Source organism: Tritonibacter multivorans (genome assembly GCF_001458415.1).
Taxonomy (GTDB): Bacteria; Pseudomonadota; Alphaproteobacteria; order Rhodobacterales; family Rhodobacteraceae; genus Epibacterium; species Epibacterium multivorans.
This window is the reverse complement of sequence record NZ_CYSD01000014.1, coordinates 180249-194943: the sequence shown is the minus strand read 5'-3', so window position 1 is coordinate 194943 and position 14695 is coordinate 180249. Positions and strand designations below refer to the sequence as shown.

Here is a 14695-nt window from a genome sequence, read left to right as displayed (position 1 = left end):
CAGATTTATGTTGCAGAACATGTTTTGGTTGAAAACTGCCCTGCAACGCCTGTTTTGCTGGGGTCAGCGCGGCGCTACCGGCAGGGCGAACCCGGCCTTCACCCGGTCCATCACCGCGCTGCTGCGAAACTTCAGCACATTGTCGTCGCCAAAGAAATGGCGCCGCGTGAAGGCCTCGTAATCGGTCATATCCGCGGCCGACAGGATCAGGACAAAATCCGCATCCCCCGTCACATAATAACACTGCATGACCTCGGGCGCGGCCCGCATCCGGGCTTTGAAGGCATCAATATCGCTCAGGCGCTCTTTCTGGAGCGACACCTCAACAATCAGCAACAGCCCGCGATCCACGGATTTCGGGTCTAATACGGCGATTTCGGCCTCAATAATCCCAGAGGCGCGCAGTTTTGCCAGCCGCTTGCGACAGGCATCCGGCGACAGGCCAACCGTCGTCGACAGCGCCTCTGCGGTGAGCCGGGCATTGTCCTGAAGGGCGTTTAAAATCAGCGCGTCGAATCTGTCCATGGGCCCAGCCTGTCGGAAATTCGGCCCTAGGGAAAGCCAAGCCCTCGCAAACGCCCGGATTTCCGCCCCGGATCGCATGCCTGCGCCGAATTTCGGACCAATGGCCCCTGAATTGTCCCGCAATACACTGGGGATCGCTGTTACCTTGGCCGCAACAGACAGGGAACCCGCGATGCCACACCTTATGACCAACCCCTGGCGCGGCACAGGAATTGGGTGCGATGCCCCGGTGCCCGCCCATGATGCCCAGCCCGTGCTGGATCTTCTGCGCCGCTGCCCGGCCTATGCCGCGACCCCGCTGCTGGAGGCCCGCGATGTCGCTCAGGCCGCAGAGGTCGCAGAGGTCTGGATCAAAGATGAGCGCAGCCGCATGGGGCTTGGCAGTTTCAAGGCGCTCGGCGCGACCTATGCCATTGCCCGCGAGGCCGTCGCAGCAGGAGGGGATCTGCCCCATGCGCTACGGGATCGCGTCTTTGTTACCGCCAGCGCCGGCAATCACGGGCTTTCTGTCGCCGCCGGCGCGGCCCTCTTTGGCGCACGGGCGATCATTTACCTCGCCGAAACCGTGCCCGACGGGTTTGCCGACCGGCTGCGTGCCAAAGGGGCAGAGGTCGTGGTCGAAGGCCCGGATTACGAGGCCAGCATGGTCGCCGCCGCCACGGCGGCCGAGACCCATGGCTGGACCCTGCTGTCAGACAGTTCCTGGCCCGGCTACATTGATCTGCCCTATCGCGTGATGGAGGGCTATCTGGCGCTCGCTGCCGAGGTCACCAGCCAAATCCCGGCGCCGCCCAGCCATATTCTGCTGCAGGCCGGGGTGGGCGGCTTGGCCGGGGCAGCGGCGGCATTGTTCCGGGCCACCTGGCCCGAAACCCAGATCATCGTGGTCGAACCCGAAGCCGCGCCTGCCCTGATCGACAGCATCCGCGCAGGCCATGTGGTCGACACCACAGGGCCGGTGTCCACGATGGGGCGGCTGGATTGCAAAACACCGTCGCTGATTGCGCTCAATGGTCTTGCACGGGATGCAGACCAGTTCGTCACCCTCTCGGACGCCGAAGCGGCCGCGGGCATTGCGACGCTTGCCGCCTGTGGCCTCAGGACCTCGGCGTCGGGCGGCGCGGGGCTGGCCGCCCTGCTGGCCGGGTTGGAACTGGGCCCAGAGGCCACAGTGCTGGCAATCCTCAGCGAAGGGCCCACAGATGGCTGAGCAGTCGCTGATCTTTCCCCGGGCTGAATATCAGACCCGGTTGCACCAATTGCAGATCCAGATGGAAGAGGACGGGCTGGCCGTCCTTTTGCTGACCACACCCGCCGACATCTTCTATGTCACGGGGTTTCTGACCCGGTTCTGGGAAAGCCCCGCGCGCCCGTGGTTTGTGGTGATCCCCGCCAAAGGGGACCCGGTGGCAGTGATCCCATCCATCGGCGCGGATCTTATGGGCCGCACCTGGATGACCGACATCCGCACCTGGACCGCGCCCAACCCCTATGATGACGGCATCAGCCTGCTCGCCGACACAATCACCGCGCTGTCTCCGCAGCACAGCCGGATTGGCGTTCCCATGGGGCCAGAGACCCATCTGCGGATGCCTTTGGCGGACTATGCTGAACTTTCGCACCAGATTGGCGCACGCCACATGGCCGATGCCACCCACACAGTCCAACGCGTCCGCGAGATCAAATCCGCCGCTGAAGTTGCCAAAATTCGCGCCAGCTGCGCCATTGCCGCCCGCGCCTTTGACCGGGTGCCAGACTTTGCCCGCGCAGGGCAGGGGCTGGACGCAGTGTTTCGCGCCTTTCAGATCGCCTTGCTGCAGGAAGGGGCGGATTGGGTCAGCTATGTGGCCGGCGGGGCCGGGCCCGGCGGCTACGGCGATGTGATTTCCCCGGCACGCCAGACGCCGCTGCAACCCGGTGATATCCTCATGCTGGACACCGGCGCGGTGCGGGATGGGTATTTTTGCGATTTCGACCGCAATTATTCAATCGGCCCCGCCAATGACACCGCCAAACATATGCATAGGACCCTGTGGCACGCGACCGAACACGCGCTGCAGACCCTGCGCCCCGACATGCGCGCCGCGGACGCGCATCGGCTGATGGCCGACGTGATCACCCGCGAAGGTTTCGCCCCGGCACAGGGCCGCTTGGGCCACGGCTTGGGTGTGGCGCTGACCGAATGGCCCTCCTTCACGCCGCAGGATCAGACGGTTCTGCGCGACGGCATGGTGCTGACCCTTGAACCCGGTATTTTTGGCGCTGGCGGGGTGGGGATGGTCCACGAGGAAAACATTCTGCTGACCCAACGGGGGCCAGAGCTTCTGTCGCCGCGCGCCCCCAAAGACCTGCCGGAGATCTGACTTGGACCAAATGGACTGCCATCTGTCGGAAAGCCCGCAACCCCGCCTTGGCGTGCTGGTTCTGGAAAACGACGAAACGCTCGAAGAGGACCTGCGCCGGGTCTTTGCCCCGGACGTCGCCCGCCTGCACATCAGCCGGGTTCCATCGCGGGCCGAGCTGAACCCGGACACCCTGCACGCCATGGCCGCAACCCTCCCCGCTGCCGTCGACCTGCTGCCCAAGGCCCCGAGCTACGCAGCCATCGCCTATGGCTGCACATCAGGGGCAATGATGATCGGCGCAAAAAAGGTCGAGGCGCTGATAACCAGAACCCTCCCCGCGGGCCATATTACTGATCCGCTGACCGCAACATTGGCGGCGCTGAAAACGCTGAAAATCCAACGTCTGGGTTTGCTGACGCCTTATATTCCCTCGGTCGCGACGCCACTGAGGCAGGCCTTTGAAGACCACGGGTTGACCGTGGCCCGCAGCCTGTCGTTTGGCGAAGACCAAGAAGCCCGCGTGGCCCGCATTTCGCCCCAGTCCTTGATCAAAGCCGCCACGCATCTGGCGCAGGGCGGCGATATTGATGGGCTCTTTCTGTCCTGCACCAACCTGCGCACCTTTGGCGTCATTCCCGCGCTGGAAGACGCGCTGAACCTGCCTGTGCTCAGCTCCAACCAAACCCTGTGCTGGCACATGGCGCAGCTGACCGGATTGACCGAAAACACAACCGGAGCCGGGCGGCTGTGGACCGCGCCTGTCCCTCAGACCGGATACGGCAACAGGGTCGAGCGTTTGACAACCCCATAGGCAAAACCGGTGTCGATCGAGGCAATGGCCTTTACCTTATGCAGGCGCTCGCGCACAAACCTCTCATAGCTTTGCAGGTCGGGCGCAATGACCCGAAGCAGATAATCCGAGCCCCCCGTCATCACATAGCAGTCCAGGATCTCGTCGATCCGCCGAATGCTGTCTTCAAATTCGCGGGTGGTCTCTTCGGTGTGACGCTCCAGCGTGACCCGCACAAAGGCGGTCACCGACAGGCCAAGGCTCGGCTCGTCGACAATCGCCGCATAGCCGCGGATCACACCCTCTTTTTCCAGATTGCGAACCCGGCGCAAACAGGGGGAGGGCGACAGGTTCACCCGCTCGGACAGCTCCTGATTGCTCAGCCGCCCGTCCTTCTGCAATTCCCGAATGATTTGAAAGTCTTTGCTATCCATGGCGCCCCTATTGGCAGATTCTGCCAATATTATCCAGTTCAGAGCGTCAGAACGCAATTCCCCGCACGCGCCACTGTGCATAGTGCCCCCAGCACTCTGGAGACGACAATGGCACATTCCCCCGACATCCCCCTTGGCCTTGAGCCAAGCAGCCAGCGGCTGCATTTGCTTCCCGGCTTCCTTGCAATGGGGGTGACCGTGCTGATCTGGGCCAGCTTTGCGCTCAGCGCGCGGGCAACCAATGGTTCTGCCTTGGGGTTTGCAGATGTTGCGGTGATCCGCACCCTTGTCCCTTTGCTGGTCTTTTTGCCGTTCCTGCCCGCGCGGATCCAGATGTTCCGCAAGGCGGGTTTGGGCCCTTGCATGATCATCAGCATTGGCGCGGGCATTCCGTTTTTTGCGCTGGCCGCCCATGGCGCGGGCCTGACCTCTGCGGCGCATCTGGGCGCGCTGATCCCCGGCACCCTGCCGATCTTTGTGGCCCTGATCCTGTGGCGGCTGACCGGTGAGACACCTACGCGATCGGGGCAGGGTGCCTTGGCGGTGATCATTGCGGGAGCCTGTCTTCTGGTGGTCGCCCAAGGGCAGCTTCCTGATTGGCGCGGGATTGCACTGCTGCTGTGCGGCAGCCTGTTCTGGTCGTCCTATTCTGTGGCGGCGGCCCGCTCTGGTCTGGACCCGGTGGGCTGTGCGCTTCTGATCGCGTTGAGTTCTTTCCTGATCATGGTTGCGTTGCTTGCAACCGGCACCCTGACCCTGCAATGGGGCAGCTACGGTCTTGACGACGCGATGCCATTCTTCCTGACACAAGGGCTGGGCGCTGGGGTCATCGCCAGCCTGACCTATGCCTTTGCGGTCACCCGTCTGGGCCCTGCGACCTGCGCCACCATTGGGGCGCTGACCCCAGTTCTGACCGCGCTTATGGCGGTGTTCATCCTGCATGAAACGCTGCCCGCGCTGATGCTCTTGGCGATTGCAGTCATCTGCACCGGCGTCATTCTGTTCAACCGGACCTAGCCGTTCAACCGGACCTGACATCAGCCACACCCTGTCGCGTTGCCCCTACAGAGGTGCGCGCCAAACGGCTGCGGTTACGACACCTCGAAATGCGGGCGGCCCGTGAAGCTCAGAAATCCGCTGCGCATCCAGCACCGCCATCGAATTTCGCATCCGCGCAATGCGTGGCAGGTCTTTGACAAGAAAACTGTGCTCATACGCACGTCGCAACGACAGAGGGCGGCGGGAAAGGTCGCGAAACTTGCCCGGCATAACCAATCGCGCGTCACCGGGGGCGGCCGCGCCAGAATTATGTCTCCGGTTAGTGTCACGCATCAAAACATTCCAACCAAGCAAGAGCATGTGCCCACCCTAACGGCCACCGTCAGAAGAACGGGACCGATACTGTCACGGTATCGCAAAAAAGTCAGGACAGGTTTTGTCGTTTTTTCCGGTTGGAGGGACACGTCCGAATGCACCCTAATAGAGATTATGTTATATTATTACACCAACCTACGGCGTCGCGGCACGTCGGAGGATCACATGCCCGTCTTTGGCCGCGGGCTAGTCCTGATCCGCCAATCCCCCAAAACGCACTCGGGACGCAGGATACCCGCGCCCCGCTGAGGCAGCCTGAATGACCGCTTGAGTCCCAATCCCCGGGCCTTACACCAGCGACTTCGCAATCCGATCAATGGCTTCGGTCACCTGCTGTCTGTGTTCTGCATTCTGGGCCGCAGGATGCGGGGCGGCAAAACGGCCTGCGTCATTGTCGAAATACTTGCCAGAGGCGCCGGCAAAGTCCTCGTCCAGCGACAGGCGACACAGGATATCCGCGCCAATCCGCAGGTCGTTTCCCGCAACGCCAAAGCCGTCCTTGACCATTTTGGACGCCAGCAACGACCCCGGATTCACGGCGATCACAACCGGGCCGTCGGGACGGCTTGCGGCCAGCTCTTGCGACCAAATTGTTATGGCCAGCTTGCTTTGGGCATAGGCCTCGAAATCATCCAGAGCTTTCTGCCCCGACAATGCCTCCAGATCGACCCGCGCCTGCGCGGCCGAGGACAGGTTGAGGACCCGGCCCGCCGCAGGGATCACCGGAAGCAACCGCTGCGTCAGTACCCAAGGCGCCAGCGTGTTCACAACAAAACGCAGGTCCAGCCCCTCTGCGGAGCGGGTCTGCGGCGTTTTATACACCCCGGCATTGTTGATCAGAACGTCGATCTGCCCCCCTCGCGCCAGCAGCGCATCCGCCAGGGCTGTGACATCGCCCAGTTTTGAAAAATCAGCGATAAAGCCTTCGGTTGCGCCTCCGACCTCTTGGATCGCGGCGTCCAGTTTGGTCTGGCTGCGCCCATGCAACAGGACCTTATGGCCTTGGGCCGCCAGCATTTTTGCCGTCAGCAGGCCAATACCATCGGTTGATCCGGTGATGAGAATTGTTTTGGACATTTCGTCTCCTAACTTTGGTGTTCAAACCGAACCAATGTGCGCGTCGCGAGGCTCTGGCAGGCAATACTGAGGGGGGAGGGCTTCGACCAGATCAACGGCGCTGTGCCCAACAATGCCGTACGCATCAATATGAAATCGCGGTGACCGGCATCGTGTTCTCCTGAGGTGCGCCCTCAAAATACGCGTTGAAAAACGGATATAAACACTCCAATCACGGAAACATAATTCCGGTTTGGGGTATAATTGGATGGACGGCTCAGCAACAAAGCCCGGACACGACGGCAACAAAGACGCCGTCTAGAGCGCGATTTCGCGGGCGATCCAATTGTGCAGTTCAATGGCACTGCGAGACGGGGTCGCCTTTGCGTGTGACATATAATACCCGCGCTCTGTCTCGAACACTTGCGGCATAAGTTCCGTCAACGCATTGCTGCGCATCAGGTCATCGACCAGCCCCTGCCAGCCCAATGCGATGCCCTGCCCCCGGACCGTGGCCTGCACGATCATTTCGTAATTGTTGAAGACCGTGCCCTTGCCCAAACCCGCCGTATCCACCCCCCAAGCGTTCAACCATTCTTCCCAGTTGCACCAATGGGTCGTCCGCGACGGCGCGTTGAGGTGCAGCAAATACGCCTTGGCGTCCTTCAGATCACCGGGGGTGCGAAGTTCGGGATGCAGATCCTTGAACGCAGGGCTACAGACAACGCTGACCTTTTCCTTGATCAGCCAGGTCGCATCCGCGAGGGCCTGTCCCGCCTCGCCCATCTGAATAATCAGATCCGTGCCGCTGACCAAATCCACGCTGGGTTCCTGCGAGGTCAGAACACAGACATCCACATCGCCCAGCTTTTCGCGAATGGCCGGCAACCGGGGCAGCAGCCAGAAATAGGCAAAGGCAAAATCCACCGCGATTAGCAGCCTGTCCGGCCTTTTGCTGTTCGAGACCTCCCAGAACTGTTCGGCCAGCTCGGTCAGGGGGCGGTGCAGTTTGCGATACAGCGCCTGCCCGTCCCGCGTCAGCGTCACGCCTTTTGGCCCGCGCTCAAACAGCTGCTGATCCAGCGCGGTTTCCAAATTGCGGATGCGCTGGCTGAGACTGGGCTGGGACAGCTTCATCTCTCGCGCTGCTGCCGACAGCTGCCCATGTCGGCACACCATCATGAACGCACAAAGATCCGCCGCGCTGCGCGCCAGTTTGGTATAGGAATTTCCTGTATCAGCCATCAGACATTTGGTCTTTTTCGTCTATTTTGGGACGCCTACCTTAGCAGAACCATAGCAAAAACCTAGAACCTTGGCAGGTGTTTCACCCGCGCCTCTGGTTCCGCAACATGCCCGGATCCGATGACAAAACCTAACATTCTGATATTCATGGTCGATCAGCTGAACGGCACCCTGTTCCCGGATGGCCCAGCCGACTGGCTCCATGCGCCAAATCTCAAAAAGCTCACCGCGCGGTCGACCCGGTTTCAAAATGCCTATACCGCCTCGCCCCTCTGCGCGCCGGGACGAGCGTCGTTCATGTCCGGTCAATTGCCCAGCGACACCGGCGTCTATGACAATGCGGCGGAATTTGCCTCTTCCCTGCCGACCTATGCCCACCATCTGCGCCGCGCCGGCTACCAGACCACGCTGTCGGGCAAGATGCATTTTGTCGGCCCGGACCAGCTGCATGGCTTCGAAGAGCGTCTGACCACCGATGTCTATCCGCCGGACTTTGGCTGGACGCCGGATTACCGCAAACCGGGCGAACGGATCGACTGGTGGTATCACAATATGGGCTCGGTCACCGGGGCAGGCGTTGCAGAAATCACCAATCAGCTCGAATATGATGACGAGGTCGCCTATCACGCGACGCGCAAAATCTATGATCTGGCGCGCGGCAAGGATGACCGGCCGTGGTGTCTGACCGTGTCCTTCACGCACCCCCACGACCCCTATGTCGCCCGCAAGAAATACTGGGATCTCTACGCGGATTGCGCACATCTTCTGCCCGAGGTCCCCGCCCTCCCCTACGAAGATCAGGACACCCATTCCAAGCGGATCTTTGACGCAAATGACTGGCGGTCTTTTGATATCTCCGAAGAAGACATCCAGCGCTCCCGCCGCGCTTATTTCGCCAATATTTCCTACATCGACGACAAAATCGGCGAGGTCATGACAGCCCTGGAAGGAACCCGTCAGGAGGCGATTATCCTGTTTGTCTCGGACCATGGTGACATGTTGGGTGAACGGGGGCTGTGGTTCAAAATGTCCTTCTTTGAAGGTTCCGCCCGGGTGCCCCTTATGGTCTCTGCCCCCGACATGGCGCCCGGCCTTGTAACCACGCCGGTCAGCAATATCGACGTGTGCCCAACCCTCTGTGATCTGGCTGGCATCAGCATGGAAGAGGTCGCCCAATGGACCACCGGGGAATCGCTGGTTGGATTGGGCAAAGGCGAAACACGCACCACCCCCGTCGCCATGGAATACGCGGCCGAGGCCTCTTATGCGCCGATGGTGTCCCTGCGCGAAGGCCAGTGGAAGTTCACCCAGTGCCAGTTGGACGCAGACCAGCTGTTTGATCTGGACGCCGACCCGCACGAGCTGCGCAATCTGGCACAGGATCCCGATTATCAGGACGTTGTGCAGAGCTTTCAGGACAAGGTCCGCGCCCGTTGGGATCTGGACCGTTTCGATGCTGAGGTCCGTGCCAGTCAGGCGCGGCGCTGGGTTGTCTACGAGGCGCTGCGCGAAGGCGGGTATTACCCGTGGGACCACCAGCCGCTGCAAAAAGCCTCCGAACGCTACATGCGCAATCACATGGACCTGAACACCGTCGAAGAAACCCAGCGTTTTCCCCGAGGGGAGTAAACCCAGCCCTTTGGGCGCGCGCCGGTTTTCCAATCGGCGCGCAGGCTGAGGGTCACGCAACCATCAGCGGATCGTCAAAGAACTCAACCCCAACCGCCGGCCCAAAGAAGGTCAGCGTTCCCGGATCAAACGGGTCCACGACCACACCAGCATCGGTGAAATCACCGCTGCCATCGTTCAGCAACAGGCGCAGGTCGTGGGTGCCAGAGAAATTCAGCCCCGCCAGCAGCAGGTCCAGATCGTCATCCCCGTCATAGTCCGCCGCCCCCAGCACATTGCCAACGATGGACGGATCAAACGCGCTCTGCTCAAAGGCCAGCCCGCTGCCATCCTCTACCAGATCAAAGATCCTCAGCCCCGGCGCAATCGGGTCGGCATCGCCTTCTCGGGCGCCGGCAACAATGACCTCTATGCCCGGATCCCCGTCGAACTCTCCGACCTCAACCGATCCGGGGTTGCCGTTTTCCCCCAGATCCAGGGGCAGGACAAAGGGTGTGCCGGCTTGGCGCCCGCCACTGCCATCGTTGAAGAAGGTGCTGATACCAGCGCCTTCGCCATCGGACACAAAGACAAAATCCGTATCGCCATCCCCATCCAGATCGATCAGGTTGGGATCGCCATTGTCTTCGGGTGTTGGGATCGATCTCAACGCAATCTCGTAAGTGCCACCGCCAGTGCTGGTCAGCACATGCACGGTGCTTGCATTCAGCGAACTGGCCAACGCCACATCGCCAAAGGCATCCCCGTTCAGATCCCCAATCAGCGCCGCATCGCGCAGGCCGCCATCGACAAACGCCAGTTCGGACAGCAGGCTAAAGCCGCCATTGCCATCGTTTTCAAGGAAGTAAGACGTGCCCCCCAGCCCTTCGCTGGCATAGACATCGGCAATTCCGTCGCCGGTCAGATCGCCTGCTGCCAGCAGGGTAAAGTTCTGCTCAACGCTGCCGTCAAAGAACTGCGCGCCAGAGGCCGGGGCAATCTCGATCTCCGACCGGGTGCCTTCGCTGAAGTTGCCGTCCCCGTCGTTTTCCAGAACCGTCACGGCAAAGGTCAGCTCGATCTCGTCGGTGCTGGGGTTCACCAGCAGGTCGATCAACTCGCTATTGAGGAAATCGACATCGCCATCGTCGTCAAAATCCGCCGCCACAATACCCAGCGCCCCAACCGTGATGCCGGTTGCGCGTTCCTCGAACGCAAAACTGTCGCTGTCCCCACCCAGGTTCAGGGCCAGCTTCACCTCGCCCGCATCCTGATACCACAGATCGGGCAGGTCTTCGGGCGTTGGGTCCGGATCAGGATCAGGGTCAGGATCAGGGTCAGGATCACCGCCTGCGGCCGGGTCAAACTGCAGGTAATCAATGCGCAGCGGCTCGCCACCATTGGCATAGCCCTCCAGCACGATTTCATCGTCCTCTTCCAGGTCCAGCCCCTCCAACGTGCGTTCCACGAGGCTCTTTGCATTGGCCAGCTTCTGGCCGGTGTCTGCGTCCCAGTCGAAACTGTCGATCTCTTCGCCGTTCAGCAGGATCCGCAGAAACGAAACGCCATCGCTTTCGTCGTAATAGCCAAGGGTCAGGTCAAACCGGCCGTCCTCTTCGACGACATAGACCGCCCGACCGGGATTGGCGGGCGAACTGCCTTTGGACTGCAAATACGCATCCCCCGAGGCTGCGCGATTGTTGACCACGCGCAGTCCCGACAGGATCTCTAATGTCTCGGCCTCCACCCGGAAAGAATTGCCGGGATCTGGGTCATCCGGAGGGTCGTCCGGTGGATCATCAGGCGGATCATCGGGCTCTGAGCCGGGCGTCAGGTCGATATAGTCACTGCGCAGCGGTTCCCGCCCGTCAGCCCAGCCTTCAAACGCCAGACGATCGCCGGGTTTGAGGTAGATCGACTTGATCTCGTGTTCGGCGCGGCTGTTGCGCGTGGCGATCTCATCACCGTCCGGACTGTCCCAGAGGAACTGATCCAGAACCGTCCCGTTCAGCAGGATCGCCATCTGCGACACGCCATCAGTTTCATCAAAATAGCCAAAGGTCAGATCATAATAGCCTTCGGGCCCATCAAACTGCCCGCGCATCAGGGATTGATCGCCATTGGCCTGCGCAAAGGCCTTGCCCGAGGCATGAGGGTTTGAGACCTCCTTAAACCCGCGGACAAACTTCAGATCTTCGGCTTCGGTACGACCGGGGGCGAGCAGGGCAGGCGCGCCAGCCCCAAAGGGCAACAAACGGTCAAGAGAGGGAGAATTGAACATAACTGGACCTCGTTAACAACACAGAGGAAACTTAAAATCGAAAGGCATGGGGATTTGCCTTTTACAAATGTGTCGCAATATGAGGCGCCCGCCAAGGGCCAATTGTCCAAAAGCCGCCGTCAAGTCTGGATTTTCATTAGATTTTGATTTTCGGAATTTATCCGCCTATTCCGGGCGGAAAACCGCCCAGAATATTTGCAGGCCTAAAGGCCTTTGTTTTCATCCAAAAAAGCCCGAGACCTCAGCGCCCTTTCCAGACCGGATCGCGCTTTTCGGCAAAGGCCCGCGCGCCCTCCAGCTGATCCTCGCTGCCATAAAGAACATCAACCGTGCGCAGCTGGCGCGTGGTGATCCGATTCATCGCGTCCTGGAATTTGCTGTCTTCGGCGTCGCGCACCACCTCTTTGATCGCCGCATAAACCAGCGGCGGCCCCGAGGCCAAGAGCCGCGCCAGCTCCCAGGCGCGATCCATCAGCTGATCGGGCGCGATGATTTCATTCACCAGCCCCCAGCGATGGGCTTCTTCGGCGTCAAACCAGCGCCCGGTCAGCAGCAGTTCCATCGCGATGTGATAGGGGATGCGCTTGGGCAATTTGATGCTGGCCGCATCGGCAACCGTGCCAGACCGGATCTCTGGCAGGGCAAAGGTGGCGTGATCGGCGGCAAGGATCATATCCGCCGACAGCGCCAGCTCCAGCCCGCCACCGCAGGCGATGCCATTGACCGCCGCAATCACCGGTTTGTTCAGATCGCGCAGTTCCTGCAGGCCGCCAAAGCCGCCCACGCCATAGTCGCCATCCACCGCATCGCCGCCCGCAGCCGCCTTCAGATCCCAGCCGGGGCAGAAGAATTTTTCGCCCGCGCCAGTCAGGATCGCCACGCGCAGCTCTGGGTCGTCGCGGAATTCGGCAAAAGCCTCGCCCATGACCCGGCTGGTGGCCAGATCAATGGCATTTGCTTTCGGACGGTCGAGGATGACCTCGAAGATCGCGCCATCACGGCGGGTTTTGATCGGAGACATCTGTCAGCCCTTTCGAATAAGCGCATCAACTGCAACCACACGGTCAGCAGTACAGATGAGCGGATTGATTTCAACTTCACCGAGGGTCTCGGCATTTTCCAAGACATAGGCCGACACGGCCTCGATCGCGTCCAAGAGCGCCGCGCGCGCCACCGGTGGTTTGCCGCGATAGCCACGCAGGATCGGGGCGCAGTTCAGCCGGTCAAGGGCGGCGTCAATCTCGGCGCGGGTGCTGGGCAACAACAGCGATGCCGTGTCGCGCAGCACCTCCGTCAGCACCCCCCCGGCCCCCACGGTCAGCACATAGCCATGGGCCGGGTCACGGGTGACACCCACCAGCAGCTCTGCCAGTGCGCCGCTTGCCATTTCCTCGATCAGGATCTGGTCGGTGCCAATTTCAGCCGCAACTTTGGGGGCGTCCTCAGCGCTGATGCCCAGTCGCACCGCCCCATGTTCCGATTTATGCGCCAGTCCCACGCCCTTGATCGCAAAAGGTGCGGTCAGATCGGCGGCATCGACCGCGATGGTGTCAGCTGTGGTCAGCCGGAACTGCGGCACCGGCACGCCATAGCCCGCAAGCGCAGCTTTCGCCTCGCCTTCGGTCAGCGTGTGATCGGGGGCGACCTGTCCGGGCAAGGCCACCGGCAGGGTGGATGGCGCAGCGATCTGACTGGCCGCCTTGATGGCCACCAGCGCCTCCTCCAGGCCCATAAAAGGCACCACCCCGCCGGCGATCAGATCAGTGGCGGTCTCCTGAGGCATCAGCTCGGGCAGGGTGGCCACCACGCCAAAGCCCGCCCCGGTCTGCGCCCGCACATTGCAGGCCGCCCGTGTGGCCACATGCCAGTCGGTCGGATCGGTGGTCGGATAGTCGACAATCGACAGGGTCATCGCGATCTCGGGACCGGTCATGCCGGACCAGGCCTGCGTCATCGCGGCCTCATCACGCCAGATATAGGTGTGGTAATCCAAGGGGTTGCTCAACGCGACCATGGGGCCAAGCGCAGCGCGCAGGTGGGTTTTCTGGCCATCCTCAAGGGCCGGAAACGTCACCCCATGCGGCAGCGCCATGTCGGCAATCAGGCTTGCTTCGCCCCCCGAACAGCTGATCGAGGCAATCTGTGCCGCCTCCAGCCGCCCATGGACATGCAGCAGTTTCAGGGTCTCAAGGAAGGCTGGCAGTGACGGCACCCGCGCAATTCCCAGCCGATCCAAAAACGCCTGCGCGCCTGCATCACTGCCCGCCAGCGATGCGGTATGCGACACGGTGGCTTTTTGCGCCTGCTCAGAGGCGCCAACCTTCAGCGCCACCAACGGGATGTCTTTTGCATGTGCCGCCGCCGCCAGCGCCTCCCAGCCGCGCAGATCGCCGAAGCCTTCGATGTGCAGGCCAATCGCCGTCACGCGCGGATCATCCAACAGCGCCAGCGCCGCCTCGGCCTGGCTGGTCTGCGCCATGTTCCCGCAGGTCACGGTATAAGCCACCGGTAACCTGCGCTTCTGCATGGTCAGGTTGATGGCAATATTGGAACTTTGCGTCAGGATCGCAACACCGCGATCCACGCGGGTACAGCCATGTTGATCCGGCCACAGCAAAGCGCCATCCAGCGCATTGATAAACCCATAGCAGTTCGGCCCCAAAATCGGCATCTCGCCCGCCGCCGCCACCAGCTGCGCCTGCAGATCATCGCCGCTTTGGTCTTCGGCCGCGGCCTCGGAAAACCCGCTGGCAAAACAGACCGCGCCGCCCGCACCCATCGCCGACAGCGCGCCGACGATCTCCAGCGTCAGATGCCGGTTGACGCCAACAAAGGCCGCATCCGGCACGCCCGGAAGATCCGCGACGGAAGGATAGGCCTGCAGCCCCTCGACCTCGGCCTGTTTTGGATGCACGGGCCAGATCTCGCCCGTATATCCCATATCGCGCGACTGGCGGATCACCTGCGCGCACCACGCGCCCCCGCCAATCACCGCAAGAGCGGCGGGTTTGAATAGCCTGTTCAGATCTTTTTTCAT

The 14695-nt window shown here is 61.5% G+C and carries 12 protein-coding genes; 5 read left to right on the top strand and 7 right to left on the bottom strand.

The genetic code is table 11. The annotated features are described in order from the left end of the window. Positions 1-63: 63 nt before the first annotated feature. Positions 64-525 carry an Lrp/AsnC family transcriptional regulator gene (locus TRM7557_RS04910; RefSeq protein WP_058289100.1) on the bottom strand — a complete coding sequence of 154 codons (462 nt, stop codon included), beginning with the start codon at positions 523-525 and terminating at the stop codon, positions 64-66. Between the two features lie 172 nt (positions 526-697). Between TRM7557_RS04910 and TRM7557_RS04905 the strand changes: the two genes are divergently transcribed. From TRM7557_RS04905 to TRM7557_RS04895, 3 genes are read left to right on the top strand one after another with little or no spacing between them, the layout of a single operon-like run. Continuing rightward, positions 698-1735, top strand: coding sequence for a pyridoxal-phosphate dependent enzyme (locus tag TRM7557_RS04905; protein ID WP_058289099.1), 1038 nt, complete (start codon positions 698-700; stop codon positions 1733-1735). After that, the gene (locus TRM7557_RS04900; RefSeq protein ID WP_058289098.1) at positions 1728-2888 is read left to right on the top strand and encodes a M24 family metallopeptidase; all 1161 of its coding nucleotides are present in this window, start codon (positions 1728-1730) and stop codon (positions 2886-2888) included. Before TRM7557_RS04905 ends, TRM7557_RS04900 begins: the two co-directional genes overlap by 8 nt. A gap of 10 nt (positions 2889-2898) precedes the next feature. Continuing rightward, positions 2899-3681 carry a maleate cis-trans isomerase family protein gene (locus tag TRM7557_RS04895; protein ID WP_074942093.1) on the top strand — a complete coding sequence of 261 codons (783 nt, stop codon included), beginning with the start codon at positions 2899-2901 and terminating at the stop codon, positions 3679-3681. Here the strand turns inward: TRM7557_RS04895 and TRM7557_RS04890 are convergent. After that, the gene (locus tag TRM7557_RS04890; protein WP_058289097.1) at positions 3636-4094 is read right to left on the bottom strand and encodes an Lrp/AsnC family transcriptional regulator; all 459 of its coding nucleotides are present in this window, start codon (positions 4092-4094) and stop codon (positions 3636-3638) included. The two genes, TRM7557_RS04895 and TRM7557_RS04890, sit on opposite strands and share 46 nt — an antisense overlap. A gap of 108 nt (positions 4095-4202) precedes the next feature. Here TRM7557_RS04890 and TRM7557_RS04885 point away from each other — a divergent pair, with 108 nt between their 5' ends. After that, entirely contained in the window at positions 4203-5111 is a 909-nt protein-coding gene (locus TRM7557_RS04885) for a DMT family transporter (protein WP_058289096.1), read from the top strand. A 645-nt stretch (positions 5112-5756) separates the two neighbouring features. Here the strand turns inward: TRM7557_RS04885 and TRM7557_RS04880 are convergent. Together TRM7557_RS04880 and TRM7557_RS04875 are read right to left on the bottom strand one after the other, a co-directional pair. Beyond that, positions 5757-6545 carry an SDR family NAD(P)-dependent oxidoreductase gene (locus tag TRM7557_RS04880; RefSeq protein ID WP_058289095.1) on the bottom strand — a complete coding sequence of 263 codons (789 nt, stop codon included), beginning with the start codon at positions 6543-6545 and terminating at the stop codon, positions 5757-5759. Positions 6546-6842: 297 nt separating this feature from the next. Continuing rightward, positions 6843-7769, bottom strand: coding sequence for a LysR family transcriptional regulator (locus TRM7557_RS04875; RefSeq protein WP_058289094.1), 927 nt, complete (start codon positions 7767-7769; stop codon positions 6843-6845). A 120-nt stretch (positions 7770-7889) separates the two neighbouring features. Between TRM7557_RS04875 and betC the strand changes: the two genes are divergently transcribed. Continuing rightward, the gene (gene betC, locus TRM7557_RS04870) at positions 7890-9398 is read left to right on the top strand and encodes a choline-sulfatase (RefSeq protein WP_058289093.1); all 1509 of its coding nucleotides are present in this window, start codon (positions 7890-7892) and stop codon (positions 9396-9398) included. A gap of 52 nt (positions 9399-9450) precedes the next feature. Here betC and TRM7557_RS19970 read toward each other — a convergent pair whose 3' ends face one another. From TRM7557_RS19970 to TRM7557_RS04855, 3 genes are all read right to left on the bottom strand, one after another. Continuing rightward, complete coding sequence (locus TRM7557_RS19970; protein ID WP_058289092.1) at positions 9451-11658, bottom strand: FG-GAP repeat domain-containing protein; 2208 nt, start codon at positions 11656-11658, stop codon at positions 9451-9453. Between the two features lie 241 nt (positions 11659-11899). Next, a complete protein-coding gene (locus TRM7557_RS04860; RefSeq protein WP_058289091.1) occupies positions 11900-12679 on the bottom strand; it encodes a carnitinyl-CoA dehydratase in 780 nt (259 codons plus the stop codon). A 3-nt stretch (positions 12680-12682) separates the two neighbouring features. After that, complete coding sequence (locus TRM7557_RS04855; protein ID WP_058289090.1) at positions 12683-14695, bottom strand: acetate--CoA ligase family protein; 2013 nt, start codon at positions 14693-14695, stop codon at positions 12683-12685.

Excerpts from the sequence above, each read along its gene's own strand:
- TRM7557_RS04910 (WP_058289100.1), bottom strand. The coding sequence starts at position 525 with ATGGACAGATTCGACGCGCTGATTTTAAACGCCCTTCAGGACAATGCC.
- betC (WP_058289093.1), top strand. The coding sequence starts at position 7,890 with ATGACAAAACCTAACATTCTGATATTCATGGTCGATCAGCTGAACGGC.
- TRM7557_RS04880 (WP_058289095.1), bottom strand. The coding sequence starts at position 6,545 with ATGTCCAAAACAATTCTCATCACCGGATCAACCGATGGTATTGGCCTG.
- TRM7557_RS04885 (WP_058289096.1), top strand. The coding sequence starts at position 4,203 with ATGGCACATTCCCCCGACATCCCCCTTGGCCTTGAGCCAAGCAGCCAG.
- TRM7557_RS04855 (WP_058289090.1), bottom strand. The coding sequence starts at position 14,695 with ATGAAAAAAGATCTGAACAGGCTATTCAAACCCGCCGCTCTTGCGGTG.
- TRM7557_RS04875 (WP_058289094.1), bottom strand. The coding sequence starts at position 7,769 with ATGGCTGATACAGGAAATTCCTATACCAAACTGGCGCGCAGCGCGGCG.
- TRM7557_RS04900 (WP_058289098.1), top strand. The coding sequence starts at position 1,728 with ATGGCTGAGCAGTCGCTGATCTTTCCCCGGGCTGAATATCAGACCCGG.
- TRM7557_RS04860 (WP_058289091.1), bottom strand. The coding sequence starts at position 12,679 with ATGTCTCCGATCAAAACCCGCCGTGATGGCGCGATCTTCGAGGTCATC.
- TRM7557_RS04890 (WP_058289097.1), bottom strand. The coding sequence starts at position 4,094 with ATGGATAGCAAAGACTTTCAAATCATTCGGGAATTGCAGAAGGACGGG.
- TRM7557_RS19970 (WP_058289092.1), bottom strand. The coding sequence starts at position 11,658 with ATGTTCAATTCTCCCTCTCTTGACCGTTTGTTGCCCTTTGGGGCTGGC.
- TRM7557_RS04895 (WP_074942093.1), top strand. The coding sequence starts at position 2,899 with ATGGACTGCCATCTGTCGGAAAGCCCGCAACCCCGCCTTGGCGTGCTG.
- TRM7557_RS04905 (WP_058289099.1), top strand. The coding sequence starts at position 698 with ATGCCACACCTTATGACCAACCCCTGGCGCGGCACAGGAATTGGGTGC.